The sequence below is a fragment of the Thorsellia anophelis DSM 18579 genome (genome assembly GCF_900111395.1).
Classification (GTDB): domain Bacteria; phylum Pseudomonadota; class Gammaproteobacteria; order Enterobacterales; family Thorselliaceae; genus Thorsellia; species Thorsellia anophelis.
Genome location: NZ_FOHV01000007.1, coordinates 159394 through 182620, shown reverse-complemented (window position 1 = coordinate 182620; position 23227 = coordinate 159394). Strand labels below are relative to the sequence as shown.

Annotated in this window: 17 protein-coding genes, 1 pseudogene and 1 riboswitch; of the genes and pseudogenes, 7 read left to right on the top strand and 11 right to left on the bottom strand. The window is 37.1% G+C overall.

Annotated features, from left to right (window positions below):
• The first annotated feature begins 333 nt into the window (after nt 1–333).
• From cysK to csdA, 5 genes are all read left to right on the top strand, one after another.
• Nucleotides 334–1335 carry a cysteine synthase A gene (cysK, locus tag BMW37_RS06225; protein ID WP_093318667.1) on the top strand — a complete coding sequence of 334 codons (1002 nt, stop codon included), beginning with the start codon at nt 334–336 and terminating at the stop codon, nt 1333–1335.
• A 289-nt stretch (nt 1336–1624) separates the two neighbouring features.
• Complete coding sequence (gene ptsH / locus BMW37_RS06220; protein WP_093318665.1) at nt 1625–1882, top strand: phosphocarrier protein Hpr; 258 nt, start codon at nt 1625–1627, stop codon at nt 1880–1882.
• A 143-nt stretch (nt 1883–2025) separates the two neighbouring features.
• Nucleotides 2026–3750: a phosphoenolpyruvate-protein phosphotransferase PtsI gene (gene ptsI, locus BMW37_RS06215; RefSeq protein ID WP_093318664.1), complete on the top strand. Its 1725-nt coding sequence runs from the start codon at nt 2026–2028 to the stop codon at nt 3748–3750.
• Nucleotides 3751–3888: 138 nt separating this feature from the next.
• The gene (gene crr / locus BMW37_RS06210; RefSeq protein ID WP_093318662.1) at nt 3889–4398 is read left to right on the top strand and encodes a PTS glucose transporter subunit IIA; all 510 of its coding nucleotides are present in this window, start codon (nt 3889–3891) and stop codon (nt 4396–4398) included.
• A gap of 133 nt (nt 4399–4531) precedes the next feature.
• Complete coding sequence (gene csdA, locus BMW37_RS06205) at nt 4532–5731, top strand: cysteine desulfurase CsdA (protein ID WP_093318661.1); 1200 nt, start codon at nt 4532–4534, stop codon at nt 5729–5731.
• Nucleotides 5732–5906: 175 nt separating this feature from the next.
• Here csdA and BMW37_RS06200 read toward each other — a convergent pair whose 3' ends face one another.
• The 10 genes and pseudogenes from BMW37_RS06200 to tsaE all read right to left on the bottom strand — a co-directional run bounded on the left by BMW37_RS06200 (nt 5907) and on the right by tsaE (nt 18121).
• A complete protein-coding gene (locus BMW37_RS06200; protein ID WP_093318658.1) occupies nt 5907–7205 on the bottom strand; it encodes an adenylosuccinate synthase in 1299 nt (432 codons plus the stop codon).
• 100 nt (nt 7206–7305) lie between these two features.
• Entirely contained in the window at nt 7306–8268 is a 963-nt protein-coding gene (gene hflC, locus BMW37_RS06195; protein WP_093318657.1) for a protease modulator HflC, read from the bottom strand.
• A 2-nt stretch (nt 8269–8270) separates the two neighbouring features.
• On the bottom strand, nt 8271–9602 hold the full coding sequence (gene hflK / locus BMW37_RS06190) for an FtsH protease activity modulator HflK (protein ID WP_093318655.1): 1332 nt from the start codon (nt 9600–9602) through the stop codon (nt 8271–8273).
• Nucleotides 9603–9885: 283 nt separating this feature from the next.
• A pseudogene (locus BMW37_RS15900) lies at nt 9886–10011 on the bottom strand (zinc ribbon domain-containing protein); the annotation flags it as partial.
• A gap of 322 nt (nt 10012–10333) precedes the next feature.
• Entirely contained in the window at nt 10334–11662 is a 1329-nt protein-coding gene (hflX, locus tag BMW37_RS06180; RefSeq protein WP_093318653.1) for a ribosome rescue GTPase HflX, read from the bottom strand.
• Between the two features lie 137 nt (nt 11663–11799).
• Complete coding sequence (gene hfq, locus BMW37_RS06175; RefSeq protein ID WP_093318651.1) at nt 11800–12081, bottom strand: RNA chaperone Hfq; 282 nt, start codon at nt 12079–12081, stop codon at nt 11800–11802.
• Nucleotides 12082–12343: 262 nt separating this feature from the next.
• Nucleotides 12344–13285, bottom strand: coding sequence for a tRNA (adenosine(37)-N6)-dimethylallyltransferase MiaA (gene miaA / locus BMW37_RS06170; protein ID WP_093318650.1), 942 nt, complete (start codon nt 13283–13285; stop codon nt 12344–12346).
• A gap of 314 nt (nt 13286–13599) precedes the next feature.
• On the bottom strand, nt 13600–15888 hold the full coding sequence (gene mutL, locus BMW37_RS06165; protein ID WP_093318648.1) for a DNA mismatch repair endonuclease MutL: 2289 nt from the start codon (nt 15886–15888) through the stop codon (nt 13600–13602).
• Between the two features lie 70 nt (nt 15889–15958).
• Entirely contained in the window at nt 15959–17545 is a 1587-nt protein-coding gene (locus BMW37_RS06160; protein WP_093318647.1) for an N-acetylmuramoyl-L-alanine amidase, read from the bottom strand.
• A 63-nt stretch (nt 17546–17608) separates the two neighbouring features.
• Nucleotides 17609–18121, bottom strand: a complete 513-nt coding sequence (gene tsaE, locus BMW37_RS06155) for a tRNA (adenosine(37)-N6)-threonylcarbamoyltransferase complex ATPase subunit type 1 TsaE (protein ID WP_093318645.1) — start codon at nt 18119–18121, stop codon at nt 17609–17611.
• A gap of 229 nt (nt 18122–18350) precedes the next feature.
• Between tsaE and queG the strand changes: the two genes are divergently transcribed.
• On the top strand, nt 18351–19583 hold the full coding sequence (gene queG / locus BMW37_RS06150; RefSeq protein WP_093318643.1) for a tRNA epoxyqueuosine(34) reductase QueG: 1233 nt from the start codon (nt 18351–18353) through the stop codon (nt 19581–19583).
• Nucleotides 19584–19589: 6 nt separating this feature from the next.
• Here the strand turns inward: queG and lysC are convergent, their stop codons facing one another.
• A complete protein-coding gene (gene lysC, locus BMW37_RS06145; RefSeq protein ID WP_093318641.1) occupies nt 19590–21068 on the bottom strand; it encodes a lysine-sensitive aspartokinase 3 in 1479 nt (492 codons plus the stop codon).
• 154 nt (nt 21069–21222) lie between these two features.
• A riboswitch (Lysine riboswitch) is annotated at nt 21223–21409 on the bottom strand.
• Nucleotides 21410–21722: 313 nt separating this feature from the next.
• On the opposite strand from lysC, the gene BMW37_RS06140 reads away from it, so the two are divergent.
• Nucleotides 21723–23177 carry an AAA family ATPase gene (locus tag BMW37_RS06140; RefSeq protein WP_093318639.1) on the top strand — a complete coding sequence of 485 codons (1455 nt, stop codon included), beginning with the start codon at nt 21723–21725 and terminating at the stop codon, nt 23175–23177.
• Nucleotides 23178–23227 lie beyond the last annotated feature (50 nt).

Below are 23227 nucleotides of genomic sequence, written 5' to 3'. Positions count from 1 at the left end.
CATGATTTTACTCCTAATTTTGATTCGTCTCTTAATTAGTTGTAAGTTATGCCATCTCCCTCCAAATTATGCAACAAAAAAGTCGAGCATCGCGTAACTATAGATATGTGTAAGTGGTTTAAATTACTCAAATCTACGATTTAGTTATGGATCATGCAAAATTAGCATTTGCAATTTTGCATAGCATGTGGAAGATAATCAAATAATTTAAGGTCGTTTTTTGGGTAAAACTACTCAGTCTAACTCAACTCATTTTATAGTGAATAATTCATTACATTTACTCAGGCTATTATTACAAATTTATTCTAAATTAATCTCATAGGAAATATTGATATGAATACTACTCCACAAGTTACCCATTCTGACATTGATGTTATTAGCTTAGATAACACTTTAACAATTGGACATACGCCATTAGTAAGATTAAATCGTATTGGTAATGGTAATATATATGCAAAAATCGAATCAAGAAACCCTAGTTTTAGCGTCAAATGTAGAATTGGCGCAAATATGATTTGGGAAGCTGAAAAACAAGGCTTACTTCATAAGGACATAACACTAATTGAGCCAACTAGTGGTAATACTGGCATTGCTTTAGCTTATGTTGCAGCGGCAAAAGGATATAAATTGATTCTTACCATGCCTGAAACAATGAGTTTAGAAAGACGTCGGCTACTTAAAGCTTTGGGTGCTGAGTTAATTTTAACAGAGGGTGCTAAAGGCATGAAAGGCGCAATCAATAAAGCCGAAGAAATCCAAAAAAGTAACCCTGAGAAATATTTACTTTTGCAACAATTTAGCAATCCTGCTAATCCAGCCATTCATGAAATAACTACAGGTCCTGAGATTTGGCGCGCTACAAAAGGTAATATTGATATTTTTATTGCTGGTGTAGGAACAGGAGGCACGATCACAGGGGTAAGTAGATATATTAAATTAGCCCAAAAAAAACCAATTCTCTCAGTTGCCGTTGAACCAGCAGATTCTCCTGTCATTACACAAACACTTAATGGTGAAGAAATCAAACCAGGCCCACATAAAATCCAAGGTATTGGCGCAGGTTTTATACCTGGCAATTTAGATTTATCATTACTTGATAAAGTTGAATTAGTTACCAACGAAGAAGCATTCAACATGGCGCATGAATTAATGCAAAAAGAAGGTATTCTTGCTGGTATTTCTTCTGGTGCAGCTGTCACTGCAGCGCTTAAAATCAACCAAATGAAAGAATATTCAGATAAAATGATCGTCGTAATACTTGCCTCTTCTGCAGAAAGATATTTAACGTCTCCGCTATTTGCTGATATTTTTACCGATGACGCATTAAAATCTTAATATTTTGTGATCTGGATCACATAAAAGCACCTTTAACGGTGCTTTTATTTGTGAAGTGCATCAAACTTTTCTAAATTAGTTACCATTCTTAAGATTTTCTTAATACTATTAGTAGCGAGTGAGCTTAATACTCAATTATATTTTTATCTTAGATTTATCTTTTTACGCAGTTGATTTGATATTTTTAAACAAAAATCAGTTAGAATAACTCAGTGACGTATTTATTTGAATATTTACCTTAAATGTTCTTTTTTTATATTAACAATCCTTATTAAATGGAGAAATTACTATGTATCAACAAGATGTGGTCATAATCGCACCCAATGGTTTACATACACGCCCTGCTGCACAATTTGTTAAAGAAGCAAAAAATTTCACTTCTGAAATCACTGTGATTTCAAATGGTAAAAGTGCAAGTGCTAAAAGCTTATTTAAATTACAAACGTTAGGCTTATCACAAGGTACAACCATTACTCTTCAGGCTGAAGGTGAGGACGAAAAAGAAGCAGTTGAATATTTAGCGAAATTACTTGATACACTTGAATAATATTGATCAATTTTTTTATCGATATTTTAATGTATCATTATGTTGTCTCAGGCAACCAACATTTCGGTTGCCTGAAGTTAAGTTTTTAACCTAAAATAGGTAACTTATCCTAATTATTCCATTGTAAAAAGAAAGGTAGACTTATGATTTCAGGAATTGCTGCTTCTCCCGGTTTAGCCTTCGGCAAAGCCTTATTACTCATTGAAGATGAGATGATAATCAATCACAAAAAAATTGACGAATCCCAGATTGAGCAAGAAATTGAAAGATTTCGCACAGGTCGACAAAAAGCATCTTCACAACTAGAAATTATTAAAACTAAGGCAGCTGAAACCTTAGGGGAAGAAAAAGAAGCCATTTTCGAAGGGCATATCATGCTCTTAGAAGATGAAGAGCTTGAGCAAGAAATCATAACCCTTATTACAAAGCATAAATCTACAGCAGAAGCAGCAGTATTCAAAGTTATTGACGAACAAGCATGTGCCCTAGAAGAACTTGATGATGAATATTTAAAAGAAAGAGCCGCTGATGTTAGAGACATTGGTAAACGTCTTTTAAAAAACATTTTAAATATGCATATTGTTGATTTAGGTGCCATAAACGAAGAAGTTATTCTAGTTGCAAAAGACTTAACCCCCTCAGAAACTGCTCAGTTAAACCTTGACAAGGTACTTGGTTTTATCACTGACATTGGCGGCAGAACCTCACACACTTCTATTATGGCTCGCTCATTAGAATTACCAGCGATAGTAGGAACAGGCTCCATCACTACCAGTGTCAAAAATGGTGATTTCTTGGTTTTAGATGCACTCAATAATGAAGTCCATGTAAACCCCACAACTGAAATAGTTGAACTTAAAAAAGCAATCGCACAAAATTATGTCGATGAAAAAAATGAACTCATAAAATTAAAAAATCTTCCTGCTATGACATTAGATGGTCACCAGGTAGAAGTGTGTGCGAATATTGGTACAGTTCGTGATATCGCTGGAGCTGAGAGAAATGGTGCGGAAGGAGTGGGTCTGTATCGTACTGAATTCTTATTTATGGACAGAGACAGCCTACCGACTGAAGATGAACAATTTATGGCATATAAAGCCGTAGCAGAAGGTATGGGTGGTCAAGCAGTTATAGTACGTACCATGGATATTGGTGGGGATAAAGAATTACCCTACATGAATTTTCCAAAAGAAGAAAATCCATTTTTAGGATGGCGCGCAATCAGAATATGTTTTGATCGTAAAGAAATCTTAGATGCTCAACTTAGGGCTATTTTGAGAGCGTCGGTTTTTGGGAAATTACGTATTATGTTCCCAATGATTATTTCTGTCACTGAAATCCGTCAGCTAAAAATTGAACTTGAGCGCTTAAAAGCTGAGTTAAGAGCTGAAAATAAGCCTTTTGATGAATCAATTGAAATTGGTGTAATGATTGAGACACCTGCTGCGGCAATGGTTGCACATCACCTTGCCAAAGAAGTTGACTTCTTTAGTATTGGCACAAATGATCTGACTCAGTACACGCTTGCTGTCGATAGAGGTAACGATATGATATCACACCTCTATAATCCAATGTCTCCATCAGTCTTACTACTGATTAAACGTGTTATCGATGCGTCTCATGCTGAAGGTAAGTGGACTGGAATGTGTGGTGAGCTTGCTGGAGATGAAAGAGCAACATTATTGTTATTGGGTATGGGATTAGATGAATTTAGTATGAGTGCTATGTCTATTCCACGAATTAAAAAAATTGTTCGTAATTCTAATTATGCAGATGCTCAAAAACTTGCTAAAGAAGCGCTTGAATTACCAACAGCTGAAGATGTCGTCGCATTAGTTGATAAATTTATTTCGAACAATGCTCAATAATGCAGTTAGTGACTCAATCCGCTATAGTCTGAATCATAGCGGATTGAGTATAAATCAAAATAGTTTGATAATTATGAGAAGTAGGTTAGTATAACCGTAAATATATCGTTTCAAACAACCTAGTTGAGGAAGCTAAAAATGGGAATTTTCGATAAAATTAAATCTTTAATGTCTGATGATAAAACAGAATCGGCTCATATAGATATCTATTCTCCAATGACAGGTGAAATTGTCAACATTGAAGATGTGCCTGATGTGGTTTTTGCTGAGAAAGTAGTCGGTGATGGTGTTGCGATTAAACCTACGGGCTCTGTAATTGTTGCTCCCGTTAATGGAACAATTGGTAAAATATTTGAAACTAATCACGCTTTTTCAATCGAATCAAATGAAGGAATTGAACTTTTCGTACACTTTGGTTTCGACACTGTGCAATTAAGAGGTTTGGGCTTTAAGCGTATTGCTGAAGAAGGTCAATCAGTTAAAGTCGGCGACCCTATTATTGAAATTGATTTAGCCTTACTAGAAGAAAAAGCTAAATCTACTTTGACGCCTGTTGTTGTATCAAATTTAGATGATGTGAAAGAAATCATTAAACATAGTGGACAAGTAACAGCAGGACAGAACGTCATTTTACGCGTTACCCGCTAATTAAATTTGTTTAATACTTTTTAGAAATTAAAAAATCCAATGCTATTTTTGGCATTGGATTTTTTGTTTAAGCTAATAATATATTCTAATATGGCTTATTTTTTATTACTTATCTTAAATAGGTTAATGGTTAATGTCACGTACACTTATTGAATCTTTTAGGGCTCAATTTCCTGCAATTAGCCCCGATCATATTTATTTAGATTCTGCTGCAACAGCACTTAAACCTAAGGCAATGATTGAGGCTACTCTCAATTTCTATCAAGGTACAGGTAATATACATAGAAGCCAATATAGCCAAGCGCTTCAACTAACCAATCAGTACGAACATGCTCGTAGTTTAGCTGCGAATTTTATTCATGCTGCAGAGAGTCATTCAATAATCTGGACCAAAGGTGCCACAGAAGCCGTAAATTTAATTGCGTCAAGTTATTTGGAACATAAATTAACAGTAGACGACGAAATCATCGTGAGTGAGTCTGAACATCATGCAAATTTAATCCCATGGATTATGCTAGCTAAGAAAAAGCAAGCTAAAATTATCCCCCTACCTCTTAATAATTCTTTAGTGCCTGATTTAAATATCTTGCCCTCTTTAATTTCAAATAAAACTAAATTAATAGCTATCACACAGATGTCTAATGTGACAGGTGCTGTCACTGATATACATCTTGCAAGCTCTATTGCACACTCACATAACTGTGCAATTGCTGTAGATGGTTCACAAGGCATTGTTCATCATGGATTTGATGTAAGTCATACTGAAGTTGATTTTTATTTTTTTTCAGCTCATAAACTCTATGGCCCAACAGGAGTCGGTGTACTTTATATTCACCCAGATAGAATTGATGAAATGTATCCTTGGCAAGGCGGGGGGAAAATGTTATCGCATGCTAAAATGGATGATTTCATTGCTGAAGATGCGCCTTACTGTTTTGAAGCAGGGACACCTAACACTGCTGGTATCATTGGATTTGGTGCGACATTAAACTGGCTAAAAGACTGGCCATTAGATATCTTAGAAAGACATGCATCTGATCTTGCACAATGTGCAGATGACAGGTTGAGTCAATTAGTTGGCTATAAAAAAATTAGCGTAGATAATTCCAGTATTTTAACATTTATCATTAAAGGGATTCATTCAAACGATCTTGCTATATTGCTCTCTGAGCAGAATATAGCGGTTCGCTCTGGCCTGCATTGCGCACATCCTCTTAACAAAGTACTTGGCATCAATGGTTCTATCCGAGCTTCTTTTGCGCCTTTTAATACGCTTGATGAAACTTATCGTTTCTGTGGTGCAGTCGAAAAGGCTGTCTCTATGCTCGCTTGATATAGTAAATCATAACAACCACGTACTCTAGGATTCGCCCGCTTCTGAAACCAAGCTAAAAACTTTAACCTACTTTGATTGGTTTTATTAAGTGGCCAGTTATTTTTGCAGGCATAAAAAAACCGATTACACGTTTAATATAATCGGTTTAGTAATTTAATTTCTTATTGTAAATCTAGACTTCAAATGGATGCCTTAAAATCATTGTCTCATCTCTGTCTGGCCCTGTCGAAACAATATCGATAGGTACGCCAGTTAATGCCTCAATTCGTTTAATATAATCACGCGCAGCTTGCGGTAGTCCATCTAATGATTTCACTCCGAAAGTATTTTCACTCCAGCCAGGCATAGATTCATAAATTGGTGTAATGCCTTCCCAACCTTCAACTGATAAAGGTGTTGTTTCAACTATATCACCGTTTGGTAATTTATACCCAATACATAGTTTGATTTCAGCTAATCCATCTAAAACATCTAGTTTGGTCAAACAAAAACCTGATACTGAATTAAGTTGGACTGCTCTTTTAAGAGCAATAATGTCCAACCACCCTGTTCTTCTGCGTCTTCCTGTTGTTGCACCAAATTCGTGACCTTTTGCACAAAGTTGTTCACCAATATCATCATTGAGTTCTGTTGGGAATGGACCGCCACCAACACGAGTACAATAAGCTTTTACAATACCCAATACATAATCAACATGACGAGGGCCAAACCCTGCACCAGTAGCAACACCACCTGCAGTTGTGTTTGATGAAGTTACATAAGGATAAGTGCCATGATCAATATCTAACAATGTACCTTGTGCTCCTTCGAACATAATGTAATCACCATTTTTACGCGCTTGATCGAGTAATTCTGGCACGTCGACAACCATACTCAGTAAAATATCAGCAACTGCCATCACATCACGTAAAACAGTTTCATAATCAACCGTTTCTGCTTGATAATAATTCTCTAATTCAAAATTGTGATAGGCTACGATATCGAATAATTTCTTAGCAAATAACTCTTTGTTAAATAAATCACATACACGTAAGCCACGACGTGCAACTTTGTCTTCATATGCAGGCCCAATACCTCTACCAGTAGTGCCTATTGCATTTTTACCTCGAGCTTTTTCACGTGCGACATCAAGTGCAATATGGTAAGGTAAAATTAATGCACATGCTGGTGAGATTTTTAGGCGTGATTGAACAGGTACACCCTCTGCTTCCAATTCTTTCATTTCTTTCATTAAGGCATCAGGAGATAAAACCACGCCATTTGCAATAATGCTGACAACATTTTCTCTTAGTATTCCAGATGGGATAAGATGCAAAACAGTTTTTTTACCATTAATGACTAAGGTATGTCCCGCATTGTGACCACCTTGATAACGTACAACATACTTAGCACGCTCAGTTAATAGATCAACAACTTTACCCTTTCCTTCATCACCCCATTGGGTGCCTAATACGACAACATTTTTAGCCATAATCACTTACCTTTAAATGCATTTGCATTATTGTTTAATATTAAACACTACACTGCCCGCTTTGCGGGCAGTGTAGTTCATCATAAAATTTAGTACTATGTTAGTTTTGAGTAGTAGAATTAGGCTGTTTCATATAACGGTAAAATTCACTTTCAGGACTCAAAACCATCATATCTTGGTTTTGCTTGAAGGTATTTTCATACGCCCTTAAACTACGAATAAAAGAGTAAAACTCCGTATCTTGATTAAAGGCATCAGCAAAGATTTTTGCAGCTAAAGCATCTCCTTCACCAATTAGAATTTGTCCTTCACGCGCAGCTTCAGATTTGATAACAGTTGTTTCTCTATCGGTTTCAGAACGAATGCGTACTGCAGCCTCTTCACCTTGAGCTCGATGACGCGTTGCAACTGCTCGCCGCTCTGCTCTCATATTATTAAAGATAGCTTCTGAAATTTCTTCTGGTAAATTGATTTTCTTAATTCTGACATCAACTACTTCAATTCCTATTTCAGAAAGACGCATTCTAGTATTTGGATCAACTGTATTTTCAGATAATGCACCGTCAACAATATCATCATCAGACGCTTCATTTGCGCCGCTATTTAAAATATCCCTGACTGCCGTGAAACGACTACGTGAATCCCTTACTATTTCTTTTACGTCTAAACGACCAAATTCTGAACGTAACCTGTCACTTAATCTTGGACGCAATATTTCTTCTGCTCGCCTACTATTGCCACCTGTGATGGTATAATAACGACCAAAATCCGTAATACGCCATTTTAGAAATGAGTCAACAATTAAGTGCTTACTTTCTCTTGTAATAAAACGCTGCTCAGCAGTTGTCATTGTTTGAATTCGGGCATCAAGCACTTTAACACTTTGAATAAAAGGCACCTTAACATGCAAACCAGGTTCATATACTCTTGGTTCACCCGCATCATCCCTTAGCACTCGATTAAATTCTAATACTATCCCTCTTGTGCCTTCACTTATCACAAATAATGAATTATAAGCACCTATTAATGCTAAGACAAATACGACAATTAACGATCCACGCATAATTAGTTTCCTCCCCTGATAGCATTTAATCTTTCACTCGCATTATTCACTCGCCCTTGTGGCAAAGCGCTTTGTGCCGAACTAGTCATAGGAGCATTGCTAACTGGCGTTATCGGAGTCGTTTGGCTAGAGCTCGGATAGTTATTTGAACTGACATTTCCAGTATTTAAATCACGGTGCTCAGATACTGGTTGAGTTGTATTCCCTTTAAGCAGTTGATCGAGTGGTAGCACAGTTAAATTATTACCATTTCCTTGCATAATGACTTTACGTGTATTTGATAAAATACGTTCCATAGATTCAATATACAAACGCTGTCTTGTTATCTCTGGATTTGCTTGATATTCCGGTAACAACTTAGAGAACCTAGCAACTTCACCCTCAGCTTCTAAAATCGTACTTTGACGAATTGCATTAGCATTTTGTAAAATACGAGACGCTTCACCGTTTGCTAATGGCAATTGTCGGTTACGATACTCACCTGCTTCATTAATCAATTGCTGTTCATTTTCACGTGCAGCAATTGCATCATCAAATGCTTCTTGTACCTCTTTAGGCGGCTTGGCTTCTTGGAAGTTTACTTCTTCAATTTGAACGCCCATATTATATGGACGTATCGTATTTTCTAACTCGGTCTTAGTATCAAAACGGATACCATCACGACCTTTTGTTAAAATCGTTTCTAAATCATTACGTCCAATTATACCTCTAAGCGCACTATCTGTTGCTTGAGTTAAGCTATCATTTGGGCTCACAACATTAAATAAAAAGGCTTGTGGATCGCTTATGGTGTACTTGATATTCATTTCTACAATATCAATTAATTTTTCATCTGACGTTAACATGCGCCCACTTGAATTAATATCGTAACGACGTTTAACATCCACCACCTGATAATCATCAATAAACACAGGTCTCCAATTTAAGCCTGGTTGCTTTATGGTATGAAATTGACCAAATCGTGTAATCACAGCTTGCTCAGCTTCTTTGACAGTATAAAATCCGCTCACAAACCATAACCCAACCACACTAAAAATAATAATTGGTAAAAGCTTACCTGATAATTTTATCGAATTACCATTATTTGAATTATTTCCGCCTGAACCATTTCCACGCTTATTACCAAATAACTTATCAAACAAATCCTGCAGAGGGTTCGTTTGAGATTGTCGGTTATTAGGATTACCCCAAGGATCGTTTTGTTGCCCATTATTTTGTTCAGGTTCAGGTTGTTTAGGTTCATTTGAACCATTATTTTTAGGTTCTTGTTTTTTGCCACCGAAACCCAGCGGATCTTTATTATTACCGTTGTTTCCGGGTTGATTCCATACCATGGTTATGCTCCGTTAATTTTTGTTTGAGTGAATGTATTTTCTGTTAAGTGCCAGAGCGCACTTATATCATTGACATCCTCTCCCCCATTAAAGCAAGGGGGATTCCTACTGCGCACCTTCAATTACTTAAAGGAGTCACTTCGGCGGGTTCTTGCTTCATAGAGATGTCTAACCGCACATTCTCTCCACAAGCTAACAAGCGGTGTCCCCGCTCTAAAATTTTAATCGCACCTACCACAACCACATCGGCGTGATTTTCGTAACCACAATTGACACATTGAAACTAGGCTTGTGTCCGTCGGTTTTCCCTAGCAATGTGACCACAACACGGGCACGTCTGACTTGCGTACTCTGGTGGAACTGGGATCAAATCACCGCCACTCCACTCCATTTTATACCTTAACTGTCGCCTAAATTCCCCCTAGCCCTTGATTAAGGATCGAGCAGATTAAGCTAGACTTTTGAGCGCCCCCTTACTAGGTCGTTCTATACTCCCTTTATTCGGCTGAGTCATATTACGAATCTACAAATCCTCTAAATTCACCATCGCGTGTTTTTTGCTGATAGTCGTAGTCGCTTTGTGCAGACTATCTCGTCTTAGGTAGTAAATCTTACTATGTATCATTTCTACCTTAAAGGGCAAAGTTTTACGCGTTTTTGATAAAAAGCGCCTTACCCAAAAGCATTCTATCGGCTCACAATCCGATATCATACCATAATCACTCTTAATTTCATTCTATTGGCTCATTAATGTTGCCATTTTTAGTGAATTTTTCTTGTACGCAAGCTAATAACCTTGGTTCTCGTTTATTTAAGCTTCCCCATTGAGATTGAGTCAAAGTTAAACTAAGCGTCATATATCCTTCATCATCAAGCATTTCAGATAATATAACACGCTTGGTATAAAAATAACTTCGCCACTGTCCTATTAATTCAGGTGGAAGCTTTAACGTAATGTACACATTTGTTTTTAACAAACATTCAGTAATAGCTTGCCATAGTAATTCCAATCCTAAAGCTTTTGCAGCAGATACCCAAACTCTAATTGGCACACCGGTCTCATCCCTATCAATTCTAGGGGCAAAATCTTCTAGTAAATCTATTTTATTCATGACTACTAATGTAGGCAATGTATCTGCTTCTATTTGAGATAATACATGTTCTACAGCCTCAATGTTTTCATTTGATCGTTCATCTGCAGCATCAACAATGTGTAGTAACAAAGTAGCTTCCCGCGTTTCTTGCAAGGTTGCTTTAAAAGCGGCGACAAGATCATGAGGAAGATGACGAATAAATCCAACCGTATCAGCTAAAACAATTTCACCTACCTGCTCAATATTAAGTCGCCTTAGAGTCGGATCAAGTGTTGCAAACAATTGATCTGCTGCATAAACACTTGCAGCAGTCAATTGATTAAATAGTGAAGATTTTCCAGCATTTGTATATCCAACCAAAGATAATTGAGGTATCTGTGCTCGTACTCTTGCACGCCTACCTTGATCACGTTGTTTAGCAACTTTATCTAATCTGCTTAATATTAAGGCAATTCTGTCACGCAATAATCGCCTATCAGTCTCTAGCTGAGTTTCACCTGGTCCACGTAATCCTATTCCACCTTTTTGACGCTCTAAATGGGTCCATCCCCTGACTAAACGAGTTGATAGATGTCTCAATTGCGCTAATTCAACCTGTAACTTTCCTTCATGGGTCCTTGCTCTTTGTGCGAAGATATCTAAAATTAATCCAATCCTATCAACAACTCGGCATTCACATAGTTTCTCAAGGCTCCGCTCTTGTCCAGAGGTTAAACTGTGATTAAACAAAATCACCGACGCCCCTGTCTGTTTGACCGCCTCAGCAATTTCTAACGCTTTACCTTCACCAATAAAATATTTAGCACTAGGCGCTTTGCGACTTGCTGTAATGATTTGCAAAGGAGTGACGCCAGCTGAAATAACCAATGCTTCAAACTCTGCTAAATCTTCTTCTTGTTCTTCATTTTGCTGAAAATCTACATGTACCAAAATGGCTTCTTCACCACCTTCATACCTATCAAACATAATGACTCCTTCTAACCGTCATCAAAATAAGCCCTAGTAAAACATCTTGAAGACATTTAATGCATAAATTAGAGCAACGAAAAAACCGAGTCAATACTCGGTCAATATTTTTGTTTGAAGGTATAACTATATTTAGATTATTCGAAATCGTCTTCGCCACTAACTGGAGTGCTACCTGAATAATTAGAATGATTTTGACTAGTCGCACCATGTGAAATTGCTCTAGCAGGTACAACAGTGGAAATTGCGTGTTTATATACCATTTGACTCACAGTATTTTTCAGCAGTATTACAAATTGATCAAACGATTCAATTTGTCCTTGTAATTTAATACCATTAACAAGATAAATGGATACCGGCACTCTTTCTCGTCTGAGCGCATTTAAAAAAGGATCTTGTAGTGATTGTCCCTTTGCCATAGTCTTTACCTTTTATTTTAATAAATCATAATACAAAAAATCTATCTTTATCAGATAGCATAAAATAAATGTGGTTGGGTCAAAAAAGAATACAACACATATTTAACATAAACATTTTTATCAAAATTGTCTAAGTGATTAATATGCGTTAAACGAACCCATAAAAAAAACCATCATTCTTAAATATACGAAACATGATACACCATCGCCTTATAAATGGCATTATAGTTTAACTTTTTTTTGTTTTGTATCATTTTAAAGATTAGATAATAGCTTGCTTTTTCAAAATTTCAATTACAGATTGGTACATTTGATCTTGATTTTGACAATTAAGGGCATGAGCATCATTCCAACTCCTAAGCCAAGTTAATTGGCGTTTGGCTAGTTGCCTTGTTGCGCACACACCTCTAAATATAAATTCGTTTTTATCATAAGCCCCATGAAGGTATTCCCATGCTTGTCGATAGCCTACAGATCTCATAGATGGCATATCTAAATTTAAATCGCCACGGGCGATTAAATGTTCTACTTCACTGATAAACCCATCTTTGACCATGAGCTCAAAACGAAGTTCAATTCTTTTATGTAGCCACTCACGCTCTTTTGGCAGTAAGGCCAATTGAATAACTGGATAATCAAATTGCATCCCTTTTGCCTGCTGCATTACAGTCATTGACTTTCCAGTAATTAAATAAACTTCTAATGCACGACAAATACGCTGACTATCATTTTCATGTATCCTAGCACCGGATACAGGGTCTATTGCGCTTAACTTTGCATGAATATACGGCCATCCTTTTTCAATTGCTTCTGCCTCGATGCTTGCTCTAATTTGACTATCTGCCGTTGGTAATGGGGATAACCCTTCTAGTAAGGCTTTAAAATAAAGCATGGTGCCGCCAACAAGAATAGGAATATTCCCTCTTGCATGAATCTTCTTTATCTCGCATTGTGCATCTTGATAAAACTCAGCAGCACTATAACTCTCGGCAGGGTCCCTAATATCAAGTAAAGCATGAGGATATTGAGCTTGCTCAGCTAAAGTTGGTTTAGCGGTACCAATATCCATACTTCGATAAATCAGCGCTGAATCAACACTCACTAATTCAGCTGGTAATTTATCATATAGTGTCATCGCAAGCTGAGTTTTACCTGACGCTGTAGGCCCCATAATGAAAATAACTGGAGGCTTTGTATTATTCATAAATTACCCTTTTAATTGCTTAAATCATCTATTTAAACTTTGACATCTTCCCCTCCCTAAAGGGAGGATATTCCTACCGCGATTAGTTTATTAATCACTCGCATCGGGGTTCTTGTTGCTGACTACTGCCCTTAATGGATTGATCGCTCAAACAACATCCGCATTTTATTTAAATCCGCATTCAACGCATTTGAAAAGGGATAAAATTTTTGACACGCCACATCATGATACCTATATTCACAGTTAAGCAGAGCTAACACCACCAAGTAAATAGAAGGGTGATAATTCAATTAATTTCAAATAATTACTATCAATCACTGAAGTTCAATCCGCTTGAAAATTGGTTCACCTATATCAGATATTCTAGTAGGTAGCATACGTTCGAGCTCACTGACTAAATTAATCGCTTCTGCTAAGGTCCAAACTTGATCATCACTTCCTTTTAACTCTTCAACTAATAATTTAGCTAAAAATAGAATCGATTCATCAAGTGGATTTAACAGCTCAGAAGTATTGTTAATCCAAAAACTAAATAATTTAGTGAGATATTTTGCGATATCACCATGCCTGATAGGTGCAGGCACAGTCTGAATATCTAGTGTTTTTTGCTTATCATTAAGACTATGTATAATTTGCATTTGAGTCATGACATCCTGATACCTAAGGACCTGTGACCACTCTGACTCTTTTAAGCGTAAAGTCATCGGCACCAAGAGTGATTGTGCACTATTATGCCTAATTACGTGCTTAAATTGTATCGTTCTAAGCTCTACACTCGCATGATATAGAGAAACTAAGCCAAGTTGTTCTAGATTATATTCATCCGTTTTAACAACAAGTAGATAGGTTTTATTTAGAACATACAGTGCCTTACCAAAAGTTTGAATCTGTGCCTCTACATTTGATGCCTGCCCCTTAGAAGCATGTAATACTGGATTTTGGGAGGAGTGAGCGGGAGTGATTAACTGCTGATAAAGTGCTTTTTCAGCAAGGCTCATCGGCCGATCTTGCGACTCCTTTTGAAACGTTTTTTGATGTTTTACTTCATGAGTATCTAATTTATCAGGATTAAATACAAAAGGTTTGTCACGTGTCGGAAAAATTTGCTGATAATGATTTTTTATTTCTGGCTCAGAGGCAACTAATGATGTCTCCTCGTCTAGTAAATAAGATTCAACTGATGAAGAGGAGCTTTGTGATGAAGTAATATCAGTTCCTTTTATTGAATCTTCACACTCCTGTTTTGATGTTACATTCGTTTTTTTTAGGAGCGATTGTTCCTGTAAATCATGATTAACAATCTCTTGCTGTGATGTCAGCCCTAAATCTGGTTTCAACTGTCCAGGTAAAATAGCGTCTGCTTGCCTATCATTGCCATCTAATTCAGAAATATTAGCCCTAGCTAGACTGCTATCTTTGGGGTGAGATGTTTCATTTCTCATTCCTTTAGAAATGGTGGTTTGCTTGCCAGCAAATTGATTTGTACCTGCTGAGGAACGGTTATTATCATTAATCGTGCTAATAACGCTTTGAGTTAACACTTCACCAGTTTCTAGATCTATCTGTGCACAATGAGCTTCTAAAGATTGCATCACCGCTTGGTAAATAAAATCATGTACTGTTCTATTTTGATGAAATCGAACTTCGTGTTTGGCTGGATGGACATTCACATCGACCTGTTCTGGCGACACCGATAAATAGATGACATAAGCAAGTTTATCATCTGATAAAAAAGAGTCCGGATAATATGTTTGAAAAGCCTGCTTTATAGCATGCATGATAACCTTATCCCGAACTATCCTGCCATTGACATAACAATATTGAATGCCTTGGACGATTTGACTGGACTCTAATTCACTGGTCGAAAGCGGCATTACCCATCCTTCGATGGCAAGGTCAAAATGATTCCAAAGGATATGGTTCGCCGAATCAATGAATCGGTTTCCACAAATCTGAGCAACTCTTGCCTGTTTTTGTGCTAGTTCAGATTGAGCGGGTACCGCTCTATAATATCGTATTCTTTTACCATTATGTGTTAAGGTAAACGTCACATCATGTCTGACCAAGGCAATTCGTTTAATAACTTCATCAATATGGTTAAACTCAGTTTTTTCGGTACGTAAAAATTTACGTCTTGCTGGAGTATTATAAAATAAATTTCGGACTTCAACCGTTGTACCAATCGGGTGAGCAGCTGGTTTAACCACTGCGTTCATATCACGGCCTTCTGCATGAACCTGCCAAGCTTCGGCTTGTTCGGCTGTATGAGAAGTTAAAGTAAGCCTAGAAACAGAGCTGATGCTAGCGAGCGCTTCTCCACGGAACCCAAAACTCAAAATAGAGATCAAATCTTCCATATCACTGATTTTACTCGTTGCATGGCGAGCTAAAGCAAATGGCAAATCAGCCTTGCTGATACCACTACCATTATCTCTAATGAGAATTAACCCAGCCCCTCCTTGCTCTATCTGAATTTCAACTTGCGTTGCCTCGGCATCTAAAGCATTTTCCACCAACTCTTTGACAACTGAAGATGGTCTTTCAACAACTTCACCTGCCGCAATTTGATTAGCTAGTTGTGGTGAAAGTATTTTTATCGCCATAGACATTTACCCTAAATTCAATTACTTAACATTAAAGTCTCAACTATCACTGATTTTTAATAAACCTATACTAATCTGGGATAATTAATGTTTGATCAAGCATCACATTATCATCTTCCATTTTATTTGCTTTTTTAATTGCACTTGGTTTCACATGATATTTTTCTGCTATCTTGCTTAATGAATCACCTTTTTTTACTTTATGCTTACGATTACCTGAAGATGAACCTTTAGAGGCATCACTCACAATTTTATCTGATGCTGAGGTATTCACTGGATGTGCTTCAAAATAACGTTTTAACCCTTTATAGATAGATTGAGCTAATTTATCTTGATAAGCCGGGGTTGCTAATAAATGCTCTTCAGCTTTATTGCTAATAAATCCAATCTCAACCAACAATGAGGGGATATCAGGTGATCTTAACACCCCTAGGCTTGCATGTTCTGGTTTTTTCTTATGAAGCTTCCCAATTTTGCCTAGATCTTTGAGCACTTCTTGAGCTGCGCCATATCCTACTTTTTGTGAATGACCAAATTGCAAATCAATGACTGCTTGACTAAGATACTTATCATTATAATTACCAGACAAGACATCTCCTGCACCGCCTAATAACTCTGACTGCTTCTCTTGTTTTTCTAACCATCCCGCCATTTCATTATTTGCTCTTTTATTAGAGAGCACCCAAACAGAAGCGCCTCTTGCTTCTTTATTAGGTGCGGCATCTGCATGAATAGATACCAGCAGATTTGCTTTTTGCTTTCTAGCGATTTCAGAACGATCAGGCACACTAATGTAATAATCTCCTGTTCTGGTCAAAACGGGGGAAAACATTGGGTCATCATTTAAGAGTTTCTCTAATTTTTTACTTACAGCTAGCGCTATCACTTTTTCTTTATGACCTGCAGAGCCTATTGCCCCAGGATCTTTACCACCATGACCTGCATCAATCGCGATCACAATTTTACCTGATTGAGTACCTTGCTTAGGCTTTAAAATAGGAGGATTAGTCACGTTTTTAGAAACGGGCGCTGGGCTAACTGGCTTATTCTGAGCAGCAACTTTTGGTTCTTTCACTGTATCTGACTGCTTAATAAATGCACCTAAATCTTCTTTGGGCTGGATATTAGTTGCAGCTTTAGAAGAATTATCTTGGACATCTGAAGAAGAAAGTTGAATAGTTAGAATATATTTTCCATTTTGCTTCTTTAGAGCATGGTTCACAGTCGCATGACGCGATAAAGGTACTGAAAGGCGGGTTTGCACGCCATTTGCTTTGACAGATTCAATCCCTTTCATCAAATTTAAGCCATTAAATGACACAGGTAAACCTTGTATACCATTATTGGCATTCAAATCTATCACTAAGCGAATAGGATCGGAGACAAGAGCAAATTTAGGTTTGACTTCGCTATCAAATGTTAATGTAAGACTGGCATCATTTGTTTGATTTGTATAGCTAAGATTAACTAAATATCCTGCTTGAATATCTAAACTCACGAATAATAAGAAATAAATGAGCGTACATAGTATCTGTTTAATAGAGCTAAGATGCTTTAATACTCGCAATAAGACTTGCTTTGCATAATAAGCAAAAGTCGATTGGCAAGATTCAATTTTATGAGCGATATGCAACCTATTTTTCATCTGATGTATCATTACGTTAAATTTCACCTTGCGTATACTGATTTAATTGAGTGTAGTTCAACCTTATTTAGTAAATCAATATTCATTAACCTTAAAATCTAATTGCAATTGAGTTAATAGTGTCTTACCCGCTGCACTTAGTGCATGAAAGGTTACTATTCTTTTGCAATCAATCACTGCCTCATCTGGAGAAGAGAGCACAATTTTCATGTCAGGATCGGGTAGAATGCCGCTGCCTTTTGATGGCCACTCAATTAAACACAAAACCGATTTATTTAACGCTTGACTCAAATAATCCCGTATTCCCATCATTTCCAGTTCATCTGGAGAGGCTAATCTATAAAGATCAAAATGATAAACATCTATCGATTCTAAATGATAAGGTTCAACTAATGTGTAAGTTGGGCTTTTAACATTTCCCTTATGACCAAGCGCACGTATGATCCCTCGACTAAATGTTGTTTTACCTGCTCCAAGATCCCCTTCTAAATGAAGCGTCAATAAAGGTGATTTTATTGCGTGCGCTAAAGCACTCGCTAATTGAGCTGTTTCAATTTCATTAGCTAATGAAAAAGTATAGTGTAACATATAGTGATTAATCCTTAAAATATCGATATTTTGATTATATTTTTAATCAACCAAACAGCCATGTATTAAAATTCTGCTCTGCTGTAGGTAAACTTGTGGCAAAATTATTTATCAGGCTCAGACGAATATTTGAGTATTCATCTTCTTTAAAAGACTAATAATGTACTTTACACACACTAAATATGGCTATTATACTGATTTAATTGCCGGCTTGAGGATTTTTTTTATTATGCCTATATCATCTGAACCAATACAATGCAATCGAAGTGAATCCATTTCAGAGTCTAGCTTGATTCCAAAAGAGATATTGTTTTCCCTTCGAAACCAAATTGAAACACTCAGCCTTGAATTTGGCTTTTCTGAGATTGGATTTTGTGATTTAGATCTGAACGACCACGCTCAGGCGTTGCAATCATGGTTAGACAAACAGTATCACGGTGAAATGTCATGGATGGAAAACCATCAACTATTTAGAACATCACCAGATAAAATGGTTCCTGGCGCATTATCAGCAATTACAGTGCGATTAGATTATCTTCCGCCTAATGCACAATTCGCGAAAGTATTAGGCACGCCGACCTTAGGCTATGTTAGCCGTTATGCACTAGGTAAAGATTATCATAAAATATTACGTAAACAACTCAAGGCATTTGCTACAGCAATTAATGATTTGCTAGTGAAAGAAGCATTAGACTTTTCCTTTGAATATCGACCATTTGTTGACTCAGCGCCTATATTAGAAAGACCTTTAGCCGCAAAATCAGGCCTAGGTTTTGTAGGGAAGCACTCCTTGCTAATTAACCATGAAGCAGGTTCATGGTTTTTCATTGGTGAATTACTGACTAACCTACCACTACATTTAACCAATCCTCCTAATCAGAGTCTAGAGCATCAATCTGATTGTGGTAAATGTCAAGCTTGTCGAACCATTTGTCCAACAGGCGCCATAGTAGATGATTATATTGTTGATGCAAGGCGCTGCATCTCCTACCTGACGATTGAGCACAAATCGGCTATTGCAGTAGAACTCAGACCTCTTATGGGCAATCGCATCTATGGGTGTGACGATTGCCAACTTATCTGCCCTTATAATAAAGTTGCGCCACTGACCAAAGAACCCGCTTTCATCAAACACAGTCAGTTATCCGCGCCTGAATTATTAACACTGCTCAATTGGAGTGAATCAGTATTTTTAAAAGAAACTGAAGGCAGTGCAATTAGAAGAATTGGGTTTGATAGCTGGCAACGTAATATCGCAGTTGCGCTTGGAAACGTCCCGCCATCAGCCCCTTTATCTACTGAAATTATTGATGCTCTAACAGCACAATTAGGCAGAAGTACTTTAGTCGATGAACATCTAAATTGGGCAATAGAAAGACACCTCTCACTAAGCGCAGAGGTAACAATGCAGCAAAAACGCTTAGTGAGAAGTATTGAAAAAGGGTTACCTCGGGACGCTTAAGATAGCTTAGCCCTCAAATAAACGCTTATGCAAGTCACGCACAATCGCATCAGCATTGTCAGAGGGAACTAATACGCAAAAATTATGACTGCTTGCGCCAAAGCAAATCAATCTAATTGGGTATGGACTTAAAACATCAAATACATCCTGACCGACACCTGCTGTTTGGGTAAGATTATTGCCAATAATCGCAACCAGTGTCAAATCAGTTTCAACTTCCACTCGGCAAAGCGCGGATAATTCTTGAATTAACGCAGGCGTGATAAGTGAATCACCTGTTGTATTAGAACCGGTCGTATCAAGCGTTAACGAGACACTGATTTCTGATGTGGTAATTAAATCCACAGAAATTTGATGTTTAGCTAAAATGGCGAATATTTCTGCTAAAAATCCCCTGGCATGTAACATTTGTAGACTGTGTAATGTCAATAATGTTTGTTCCCTACGAAGCGTCAATGCCCTAAATAAAGGTGAAGGGTCAGCAACTTGATTTACATACGTTCCGCCTGCTTCTGGCGCTTTGCTTGAGCCTATGAAAACAGGAATATTTGCCCTCACAGCAGGCAATAACGTCGCTGGATGCAAAATTTTAGCACCAAACGTTGCCATTTCAGCAGCCTCTACAAAAGAAATATTCGCAATAGGTCTAGCTAAAGGTGCGATTCTAGGGTCGGTTGTATAAATGCCTGGAACATCTGTCCAAATTGCCACTTCACTTGCATTAAGCCCTTCAGCTAAAAGCGCAGCGCTATAATCACTGCCTCCTCTGCCTAATGTTGTAGTATTTCCATCGCCATCAGATCCAATAAATCCTTGAGTAATGATGATATGATGACCAAGACTTTCTTTTAAATGCGTTTGCGCTGCAATCCGGATGGCATTAATATCTGGCATCGCACGCCCATAACGGCTATCGGTTTTTAATATCGATCTGACATCCACAAATTTTGCAGGCGCACCTAAAGATTGCATGACACTAGTAAACAGTGTCGTTGATAATAATTCACCATGTGCCACCATTTCATCTGCTAGCGCTAACTGCTGATTATTATCTGAATTAGCATCACATGAAGCCTCAAAACAAGCTTGTGCCAACACCTCGATTCTTGCTAAATAGGCATCAATTTGCGCAATTGGTCTATGAGACTCAGGTAATTTTGATAATATTTTAGCTTGAATATCACTGATTGTTTTTAAGGTCTCTTCTCTATCCGACCCTTCAGTGCCTTTCGCTAATTTAACCAGATGGTTCGTCACGCCAGCAGAAGCAGACAGAACCACGAGTTTAGTTTTTGAATCTGAAAGAATCAAATGTGCACAAAGACTCATTGCATCAAAATCAGCAACACTTGTTCCACCAAATTTTGCAATCCTAATAGGAAGTTTAGGCTGATTAAGACTGGCATTAAGTCCAAATTCATCAGGGGAGTTTAACGAATAACTAGCTTGGAATGTTGAAGATGTATTTGTTGATTGTGTGTTCATAATGGTTCTCGTGTTAATAATCGTGTTAACACAAGGAAGGGCGATTTAGGCAAGATTAAACATTGTCATCAGAATGATTAATTTACAGATTATCACTTAACGTTTAAATAACATCACAGTGACAAAGTGTAGACGCTCAAACTCAGCTTATCTCTGGCCCAGAAGTGCTCCACCTTGCGGCCAAACTGATTGGCTCGTGTGACAACCCAAAGGATTCAGCCTTTGCGGTCGACTTGTATAAATCCGCGTTCATACAAATCTCGGCACTGTTCTCCCTAGCCTATTTTCAACGGATGCGGTCCTATTATAGGTTACCTAGACAGTGCGCCTCTTCTGGGTGCTATGAATACCAAAAGCATTGAAAGCAAATGCTTAGCAGTATAAATAACACTACACCGTCTATTTTTCAGATTTTAACTAAAATAGCAAGGGGCTAGCAATCTAATTGCACGGTTTTCAATCAATTCAGCTATTTTATATCTGCACGTTAATTATATTCCTTGAGCTATTAGTGCAGTAAGTATTTTACGTCTTAATCTATAACTCATATCAGCTATGCTATTATAGTATGGCTGTATCGAACTACACTGCTCACAGATGCATATATAAAGCAATATCACAACCTTTACATAAAACTTGCAAGGAAAATAAATCATGAAAATCAAAAATTTAAGCCTAATAAACATGGCTGGATTGGCTGATTTAAATATAGACTTTGCACCGATAAAAGATATAACCACAAATATTACAGTTTTTATAGGTAATAACGGCTCAGGTAAGTCTTCTATTTTAACTGCAATTGCAACTAATTTAAGTTGGTTTATTGCCAGATTGCGTAATGAAAAGGCAAATGGCTCCCCTATCCTTGAAGAGATCATTTCAATAGGTCAGGTATCCGCTTTAAGCACTTTATCGATATTTTTAGAAACTTACAATAATAGCCATGATACAAATAATAAAAATAAACTTTATACGTGGTCCTTAGCTAAAACCAAAACTGGAAGAAAAGGTAAATTTCAGTCAAATTTTAATGAACTCAGAGAATTGACTGAACTATTTAGGCTTAACTTAACAGAGAATGAGCACTTTAACTTACCATTAATAGCATTTTATCCAGTCGAACGATCAGTAATGAACACTCAATTAATAAGTAAAGACAAAATACAGAGTGATCAGATAGATGGATACCCCAAAACATTGTTAACAGGAGTGGATTTCCAGTCTTTCTTCGTATGGTTCCGTGAACGTGAAGATATCGAAAATGAACTATCTAAAAGCAATGTCAATAATTTTTTATTGAACAATGCTGATGAATTTTTTAGGTTAAATAAAAAAGTTAAAAATTTAAGTAAAAAAGAACCAAGCAACATTACTGAGCTAAAAATGGAAATAGCTGAAATGAAATATGCATTTGAGTTCATTAAACATTTAAGCGATGCACATAAAACAGAAGATAAACAACTTAGCGCTGTTCGTAAAGCAATTTATCAATTCATGCCTGAGATAAGTGATATTAAAATTCATCGAATACCTCATTTGCACATGTCAGTCACAAAAAATGAATTACAACTTGATGTCAGGCAGTTATCTCAAGGAGAGCGATCATTAATGGCTTTAGTCGGTGATATTGCAAGACGACTTGCCACGCTAAATCCTAAAAACGATGATCCTCTGCTTGGGTATGGTATCGTTCTAATAGATGAAATTGACATGCATATGCACCCAACTTGGCAACGAACTATAATTGAGCGCCTTGCTAGTACTTTCCCAAATTGCCAATTCATTTTATCGACCCATTCCCCCATAGTGATTAGCGACTTTAAAGATATCTTAGTCTATTCATTAGAAAAGGGAAATATCTTACAGCAACCTTCCTTGTATGGGGAAGATGTCAACACGGTATTACTCTCAACAATGGATACACATCATAGGAATAAGCATATTTCAGAAAAATTTAATCATTTAAGGGACCTTATCCAAGACAAACAATTTGGCCCAGCAAAGGAACTATTATCAGAACTTGAGAATGTATTAACACCCGATAATCTTGAACTAAACAAAAGCAAATTATTGTTCCGTAAAAAGGTTCTACGTAGTGAGAAAAATTAATAAACAACAAGACCCACAGAAGTTAACCAGCTTCAAAAGAAAAACGAGAG

What these genes read in the sequence shown, in the direction of transcription:
- cysK (WP_093318667.1), top strand. Translation starts at nt 334, where the DNA reads ATGAATACTACTCCACAAGTTACCCATTCTGACATTGATGTTATTAGC.
- ptsH (WP_093318665.1), top strand. Translation starts at nt 1,625, where the DNA reads ATGTATCAACAAGATGTGGTCATAATCGCACCCAATGGTTTACATACA.
- ptsI (WP_093318664.1), top strand. Translation starts at nt 2,026, where the DNA reads ATGATTTCAGGAATTGCTGCTTCTCCCGGTTTAGCCTTCGGCAAAGCC.
- crr (WP_093318662.1), top strand. Translation starts at nt 3,889, where the DNA reads ATGGGAATTTTCGATAAAATTAAATCTTTAATGTCTGATGATAAAACA.
- csdA (WP_093318661.1), top strand. Translation starts at nt 4,532, where the DNA reads ATGTCACGTACACTTATTGAATCTTTTAGGGCTCAATTTCCTGCAATT.
- BMW37_RS06200 (WP_093318658.1), bottom strand. Translation starts at nt 7,205, where the DNA reads ATGGCTAAAAATGTTGTCGTATTAGGCACCCAATGGGGTGATGAAGGA.
- hflC (WP_093318657.1), bottom strand. Translation starts at nt 8,268, where the DNA reads ATGCGTGGATCGTTAATTGTCGTATTTGTCTTAGCATTAATAGGTGCT.
- hflK (WP_093318655.1), bottom strand. Translation starts at nt 9,602, where the DNA reads ATGGTATGGAATCAACCCGGAAACAACGGTAATAATAAAGATCCGCTG.
- hflX (WP_093318653.1), bottom strand. Translation starts at nt 11,662, where the DNA reads ATGTTTGATAGGTATGAAGGTGGTGAAGAAGCCATTTTGGTACATGTA.
- hfq (WP_093318651.1), bottom strand. Translation starts at nt 12,081, where the DNA reads ATGGCAAAGGGACAATCACTACAAGATCCTTTTTTAAATGCGCTCAGA.
- miaA (WP_093318650.1), bottom strand. Translation starts at nt 13,285, where the DNA reads ATGAATAATACAAAGCCTCCAGTTATTTTCATTATGGGGCCTACAGCG.
- mutL (WP_093318648.1), bottom strand. Translation starts at nt 15,888, where the DNA reads ATGGCGATAAAAATACTTTCACCACAACTAGCTAATCAAATTGCGGCA.
- BMW37_RS06160 (WP_093318647.1), bottom strand. Translation starts at nt 17,545, where the DNA reads ATGATACATCAGATGAAAAATAGGTTGCATATCGCTCATAAAATTGAA.
- tsaE (WP_093318645.1), bottom strand. Translation starts at nt 18,121, where the DNA reads ATGTTACACTATACTTTTTCATTAGCTAATGAAATTGAAACAGCTCAA.
- queG (WP_093318643.1), top strand. Translation starts at nt 18,351, where the DNA reads ATGCCTATATCATCTGAACCAATACAATGCAATCGAAGTGAATCCATT.
- lysC (WP_093318641.1), bottom strand. Translation starts at nt 21,068, where the DNA reads ATGAACACACAATCAACAAATACATCTTCAACATTCCAAGCTAGTTAT.
- BMW37_RS06140 (WP_093318639.1), top strand. Translation starts at nt 21,723, where the DNA reads ATGAAAATCAAAAATTTAAGCCTAATAAACATGGCTGGATTGGCTGAT.